Annotated in this window: 5 protein-coding genes and 1 pseudogene; all 6 read right to left on the bottom strand. The window is 71.6% G+C overall.

Annotated features, from left to right (window positions below; all coding sequences use genetic code 11):
- Positions 1-221: 221 nt before the first annotated feature.
- Positions 222-422 carry a hypothetical protein gene (locus JWP64_RS03900; protein WP_297492339.1) on the bottom strand — a complete coding sequence of 67 codons (201 nt, stop codon included), beginning with the start codon at positions 420-422 and terminating at the stop codon, positions 222-224.
- Between the two features lie 84 nt (positions 423-506).
- Positions 507-1,925, bottom strand: a complete 1,419-nt coding sequence (proS, locus tag JWP64_RS03895) for a proline--tRNA ligase (RefSeq protein ID WP_297492337.1) — start codon at positions 1,923-1,925, stop codon at positions 507-509.
- A 283-nt stretch (positions 1,926-2,208) separates the two neighbouring features.
- The gene (locus tag JWP64_RS03890) at positions 2,209-3,000 is read right to left on the bottom strand and encodes an Asp/Glu racemase (protein ID WP_297492335.1); all 792 of its coding nucleotides are present in this window, start codon (positions 2,998-3,000) and stop codon (positions 2,209-2,211) included.
- On the bottom strand, positions 3,000-5,453 hold the full coding sequence (locus JWP64_RS03885) for a xanthine dehydrogenase family protein molybdopterin-binding subunit (protein WP_297492333.1): 2,454 nt from the start codon (positions 5,451-5,453) through the stop codon (positions 3,000-3,002). Before JWP64_RS03885 ends, JWP64_RS03890 begins: the two co-directional genes overlap by 1 nt.
- A gap of 1 nt (position 5,454) precedes the next feature.
- Positions 5,455-6,006 (bottom strand): (2Fe-2S)-binding protein, encoded by a 552-nt coding sequence (locus JWP64_RS03880; protein WP_297492332.1) that lies wholly within the window; start codon positions 6,004-6,006, stop codon positions 5,455-5,457.
- A pseudogene (locus JWP64_RS03875) lies at positions 6,003-6,145 on the bottom strand (leucyl aminopeptidase); the annotation flags it as partial. The pseudogene JWP64_RS03875 and the gene JWP64_RS03880, both read right to left, overlap by 4 nt.

Genomic DNA, 6,145 nt, shown 5'->3' with positions numbered 1-6,145 from the left:
CCGTCGACCAAGTCAGGTCCACCACCACCGACGCCGGACAGACCGTCGCCGCGGAAAGCCGCTCCGCCGCCGAACAGGTCAAGAACCAGGCCACCGACTCCGCCGGCACGGTCAGGGAGAACTCGCCGACCTGACCCGCAGTCCCGGACAGGACCCGTGCCGCAAAGGGCACGGGTCCTGTCCGTTGCCGTGGAGGCCTCGTCGGCGGGCCGTGCCGAGCGCTATCGCAACTCGACCCCGGCCTCCTCCTCGAGTAGCGCCACGGCCAACAGCTCGCCGTCGGCCGCTCCGTACCGGGCGAGAGCCCGTCGGTAGATCCGCTCGACCGAACTCGACACCTCGAACGGCACACCGAGGGCTCGCGCCTGTCCGACCACGTTCGCGAGTTCTTCGTGGCACCGGTCCACGCCGAAGGACGTCATGTAGTCGCCGGCGAGGAGAGCGTCGCGCTCCAGGTCGGCCCCGACCCGGAGGGACCGAGTGGGCCGGGCATGGGCTACTCGGTATCAGTAGGCCCGGCCGATCAGCACGGTGTGCCTGGCGGGCATGCCGGTGATCAGACAGGTGGGTGCGGGCGGGTCGGCGTCGACGATGCAGCGGATCGTGGCGCTGGTGTCCTCACCGAGTACCTGCTCCGACTCCTCTGTGCCGGACCAGGCGGCGAGGAACAGCCCTCCGTCTCCGACGCGCTGCTTGAACTCGTCGAAGTCGGTGACCGGGTAGGTGTGCTCTTCGCGGAAGGTGCGCGACGCCGCGAACAGCACCTGCTGGATCTCGTCGAGGAGGCTCGCGGCGGCGCGTGCGGCGCCGTCCAGCGGAACGGAGCTCTTGCTGCGGTTGTCGCGGCGGACCAGGGTGGCCTGGCCGGAGGCCAGCTCCCGCGCGCCCAGCTCGATCCGGACGGGGACGCCCTTCAGCTCCCAGTCGACGGAGCGGCGTCCGAACGAGGTGTGGGTGCGGGCGTCGAGGTGGGTGCGGACGTCGGCGACGCGCAGCTCCGCCTCGATACGCTCGGCCGCCCCGGCGGCCTCCCTCTCCTCGTCCAGCTGCATGACCACCACCTGGTGCGGCGCGATCGCCGGGGGCAGGCGCAGCCCGTGATCGTCGCCGTGGACCATGATCATTCCGCCGATCATCCGGGTGGACGTGCCCCAGGAGGTGGTGGCGGCGTGGCGGCGCTCGCCGTTGGCGTCCAGGTACCGGATGTCGAAGGCGCGCGCGAAGTTGCGGCCCAGGTTGTGGCTGGTCCCCATCTGCAGCGCCTTGCCGTCGCGCATCAGCGCCTCGCAGGTGAAGGTCTGGTCGGCGCCGGCGAAGCGCTCGCCCGGCGATTTCTCTCCCACCGCGACCGAGATAGCCAGCGACTCCTCCATGAACTGCCGGTAGACGTCCAGCATGCGCCGGGTTTCCTCGACCGCGTCCTCGTAAGTGGCGTGGGCGGTGTGGCCCTCCTGCCAGAGGAACTCGGTGGTGCGCAGGAACAGCCGTGGCCGCAGCTCCCAGCGGACCACGTTGTTCCAGAGGTTGAGCATCAGCGGTAGGTCCCGGTGGGACTGGATCCACTTCGCGAAGTAGTGGTTGATGACCGTCTCGGAGGTGGGGCGCACCACCAGCGGCTCAGCGAGCTGCTCCCCACCACCGTGGGTGACCACGGCCAGCTCCGGGGAGAATCCCTCGACGTGCTGCTTCTCCTTCTCCAGGAAGCTCATGGGGATGAACAGCGGGAACGCGGCGTTCTGGGCGCCGGTCGCCTTGATCCGCCGGTCCATGTCGGCCTGCATGAGCTCCCAGATCGCGTAGCCCCACGGCCGGATGACCATGGTCCCCCGCGCCGGACCGTTCTCGGCCAGCTCGGCGCGAGCAACGACCTCTTGATACCAGGCGGGGAAGTTCTCCGCCTGCGGGGTGAGTACGGCCTTGGCCACGGTGCTGCCTCTTCTTGCGTGCCGGTGGCATGTCGGGAAGCGGGCGAGCTGACAGCAGAGACGGTAGCCGAGCGGGCAAACCCTTATCCGGACGAAGACTCGCCGAGCTGCTGCGCCGATGGCGCGGCTCCGCCCGTTGGATCGTCACCGGACCCGGAGGCCGCTCACCGACAGTGGACCAGCGGTGATGCCGCCGGTGAGGTACCGGTCGCGCTGCCCTCACTTCGGAAATCGGCGGCGCGGGTGAGCGGCGGCCGACCTCCGCGAACGCCGTCGACCGGTCCTACGCGGGCGCGAGCAGGCGCCCCGCTCCGCTGATCGCGGGCGCGTGACCGAGGCTGGTGAGGACCTCGTAGGCGGTGGCGGTCGCGGCCGTGACCACCGGCAGGCCCAGCTCGTCCTCGACGGCCTGGACCGCGGCCAACGAGGGCATCTGCACGCAGGCGGACAGGACGATCGCCTCCGCGCCCTCACGCTTCAACCCGCGCGCGATCCCCGGGAGGCCGGACGGGTCCAGGCGGCCGACCTCGAGGTTGTCCGGCACCTCGAGGGCGACGGCGTCGAGGACCTCGATCCCCTCCCCTTCGATGTACTCGCGGACCATGCGGGTCAGCGGCGCCATGTACGGGGTGACGATCGCGACCCGCGAGTAGCCGTTCGTCCGCAGCGTGCGGACCAGGGCGCCGGCGCTGCTGACGACCCCGGCGGGGTGGCCGTTCTCCCGCGCCGCGTCCGCGATGACCTGCTCGGACTCCTTGTGGGCGCCCGGTCCCTGGGCCATCACCGCGACGAGGCAGGCGTAGGCGATCACGTCGACGGCGGCGTCCGACACCGCCGTCGCGCAGTCGGCGGCACGGTCCACCATCGCGAGGAGCTCCTCGTGGGTGACCTGCTTCATCGCGGCGCGGGCGGAGTGGAAGGTGTACCGGTGGCCGGTCGCCTCGCTCTGCCGTCGGAACAGCTCGGGGAGCTCGGTCTCCATCGTGGTGTTGGAGCTGGGCACGATCAGCCCGATGCGCGAGAGCCCGGCGGGTGCCGGGGAGGCGCAGGACGGGTCGGTGGCGTTCTGGGTCATCAGTACTCGACTCCTCCGTCGGGCAGATCCGTGGTCGTGGGTGTGAGCTCGGGGTCGCCGCCTCCGGACGACCGTCCCGCAAGCGCGCTCCAGATCGCCTCCGGCGTGATCGGCAACGCGCTGAGCTCCACGCCGTGGTCGGCGAGCGCGTCGCAGACGGCGTTCGCGACGGCGGCACCCGGTGGGATGGTCCCCGCTTCGCCGACCCCGCGCACGCCGAACGGCGTGACCGGTGAGGGCACCGCGGTGTGCAGGAGCTCCACGTGCGGGAGGTCGGCCGCGGTGGGGACGAAGTAGTCCACCATCGACCCGTTCACGAGCTGGCCGGTCTCGGGGTCGTAGCGCAGCTCCTCGGTCAGGGCCGCGCCGAACCCCTGGGCGAGTCCGCCGCGCACCTGCCCCTCGACGATCGTGGGGTTCACGACCGTCCCCCCGTCGTGCACCAGCACGAACCGCTCGATGTCGAACTCGCCCGTCAGCGGGTCGACCGCGACCTGCGCCGCGGCCGTCCCGAAGGAGTAGGCGGCGTCCGGGGGCTCGAAGTGCGCGGTCGCCTCGAGGCCGGGCTCCTCCTCCGGGGGCATCCCCTGGCCGGTGATCGCGGTCGTGTACACCGCGGCCAGCGGGAGCGCCCGGGAGTGGTCGGCCCGGACCCGGACCACGGAACCGGCGACCTCCATCTCGTCCACCGGGGCCTCGAGCTGCCACGCCGCGATCCGCCGCGTCTTGGCGGCGAGCTGCTCGGCCGCCGATCTGAGCGCTCCCGCCGCGGCGATCATGGTGCGGGAGGCGAAGGCACCGGTGTTGAGGGGCGACGCGCCGGTGTCCCCGGCGTGCACCCTGACGGCGTCGTAGTCGGTGCCGACGACGTCCGCGACGACCTGGGCGAACGCGGTCTCGCTGCTCTGGCCCATCGTGGACACACCGGTGTAGACGTCGATCCCGCCCGATCGGTTCGCGCGCAGCGTGACGCTCTCGTGCGCGCCGAACACCGAACCGCGCTTGGCGAGGAACCGGGAGCTGGCGTAGCCCGTGCGTTCCACGAACGAGGCGAAACCGATCCCGACGAGCCGGCCGTCCGGTCTCGGCGTCCGGCCGGCGGCGCGGTGGCCGGCCCAGTCCACCGCGTCGGCCGCCATCCGCAGGCAGCGCTCGTAGTCCCCGCTGTCGTAGACCGCCCCCACGGGGTTCTTCCACGGCATGTCCCGGGGGGTGACCATGTTCCGCGCCCGCAGCTCGACGGGGTCGAGTTCCAGGCGGCGGGCGAGCTGGTCCATCAGCCGCTCGTAGGCGAAGTTGACCTCCGGTTGGCCGTAGCCGCGGTAGGCGCCGACCGGCGTCTTGTTGGTCAGGGTGACCCGCCGCTCGGTGTAGCCGTCGCTGATCTTGTAGGGGCCGTTGAAGACGACGCTGGACAGCTGGGCGGAGCCGAACGGCGAGTTCCAGCCGCCGATGTCGGTGGCGTACACGTTCGTCATCGCCAGGATGCGGCCGGTCGAGTCCGCGGCGATCCGGTAGTCGTGCACGGACTCCCGCGCGTGGGTGCTGCCCCGGAAGTGCTCGGCGCGGTCCTCCGACCACTTCACCGGGCGGCGGAGCGCGATGGCGTGCAGGCAGGCGAGGACGTCCTCCGGGAAGACGCCCAGCTTCAGCCCGAACCCGCCGCCGACGTCCGACGCCACGGCCCTGACGTCGCTCTCGTGCAGCCGCAGCGTCTCGGCGAGCTGCTTGCGGATCAGGTGCGGGACCTGCGACGAGCAGTGGACGGTGAGCTCCCGGGCGCCGGGACGCCACTCGGCGACCACTCCCCTGGTCTCCATCGGGAGCGCGGTGACCCGGTTGATCCGGAACCGGCCCTCCACCACGACGTCCGCCTCGGCGAACCGGGCGTCCGGGTCACCGCTGCCGTCGGAGTTCGCGGCCAGCAGGTTCGAGTCCAGGACCGAGGGGTGCAGCACCGGGGCGTCCGGCTCCAGGGCGGCCAGGACGTCCACGACGTGCGGCAGCGGCTCGTAGGAGATGTCGAGCAGCTCGAGCGCGTCCTCGGCCACGTGCCGGCTGCTCGCGACGACGCTGACGACCGGCTGTCCCTCGTGCGTCGCCACGTCCTGGGCGAGGGCGTAGTACGGCAGTTGCGGTGCGCCGGGCACCGGGCGCAGGACGGTCAGCGGCTCCGTGTCCCGGCGGATGTCCGCCGGGGTCAGGACGTGCTCGACACCGTCGAGGGCGGCCGCCGCGCTCGCGTCGACCCGCACGATGCGGGCGTGCGGATACGGGCAGCGGGCCACCGCCATGTACAGGACGCGCGCCGGGTCGACGTCGTCGGTGAATCGGCCGTCGCCCCGGAGCAGCCGATCGTCCTCCTTGCGGAGCTGCGACGTGCCGATGACGCGGCGGCGCTCGTGCACGCCGACTGCGTCGACCTCGGTTGCCGGGTCTTCCAGAGTGGTCATGTCAGCCTTGCGTCGCAATGGTGTCGGTGACGGCCGGGAGCGGGTCCTCCGAGGCGCCCTGGGGGTTCTCCGCGAACCAGCGCTCGATGGCGGTCACCACGTTGTCGTAGCCGGTGCAGCGGCAGAGGACCCCGGTGATCTCCTCGCGGATCTCGTCCCGTCCGGGTCGGCGACCCTGGTGGGCGAGCGCGGTCGCGGTCATGAGGAAACCCGGCGAGCAGAAGCCGCACTGGAGCGCGTGCTCCTCCTTGAACGCCTGCTGCAGGGGGTTGAGCTCGTCGCCCTCGGCCAGGGACTCGACGGTCTGGACGTTCCGGCCGTCGAGCTGGCACGCCAGCATCAGGCAGGACTTGACCGCCTCGCCGTCGACGATCACCGTGCACATCCCGCAGGCCCCCTGCTCACAGCCGAGGTGCGTGCCGGTGAGGCCGAGGTGCTGACGGAGGAAGTCCGCCACGTGGAGCCGAGCGGGGACGTTCGCCGTGACGACCCGGCCGTTCACCGTGGTGACCGTCTCGACGAGCACCTCGGAGGGGTTCTCGACGCTGGTCATCGCCTGGCCACCGGCTTCATCTCGGGGACGGTGAGCTCGCCGGCGTCGACGATCAGCTCGTCGTCGAGGTAGAGGCTGTTCCCGCGCATCGGGATGTCGAAGTGACACGCGGTGTCGTTCGGCCCACCCAGCTCGTTGT

The sequence above is a fragment of the Pseudonocardia sp. genome (assembly GCF_025465255.1).
Taxonomy (GTDB): domain Bacteria; phylum Actinomycetota; class Actinomycetes; order Mycobacteriales; family Pseudonocardiaceae; genus Pseudonocardia.
The sequence above is the reverse complement of the archived record's forward strand: the minus strand, read 5'-3'. Positions and strand labels throughout refer to the sequence as shown.

What these genes read in the sequence shown, in the direction of transcription:
- JWP64_RS03890 (WP_297492335.1), bottom strand. Translation starts at nt 3,000, where the DNA reads ATGACCCAGAACGCCACCGACCCGTCCTGCGCCTCCCCGGCACCCGCC.
- JWP64_RS03900 (WP_297492339.1), bottom strand. Translation starts at nt 422, where the DNA reads ATGACGTCCTTCGGCGTGGACCGGTGCCACGAAGAACTCGCGAACGTG.
- JWP64_RS03880 (WP_297492332.1), bottom strand. Translation starts at nt 6,006, where the DNA reads ATGACCAGCGTCGAGAACCCCTCCGAGGTGCTCGTCGAGACGGTCACC.
- JWP64_RS03885 (WP_297492333.1), bottom strand. Translation starts at nt 5,453, where the DNA reads ATGACCACTCTGGAAGACCCGGCAACCGAGGTCGACGCAGTCGGCGTG.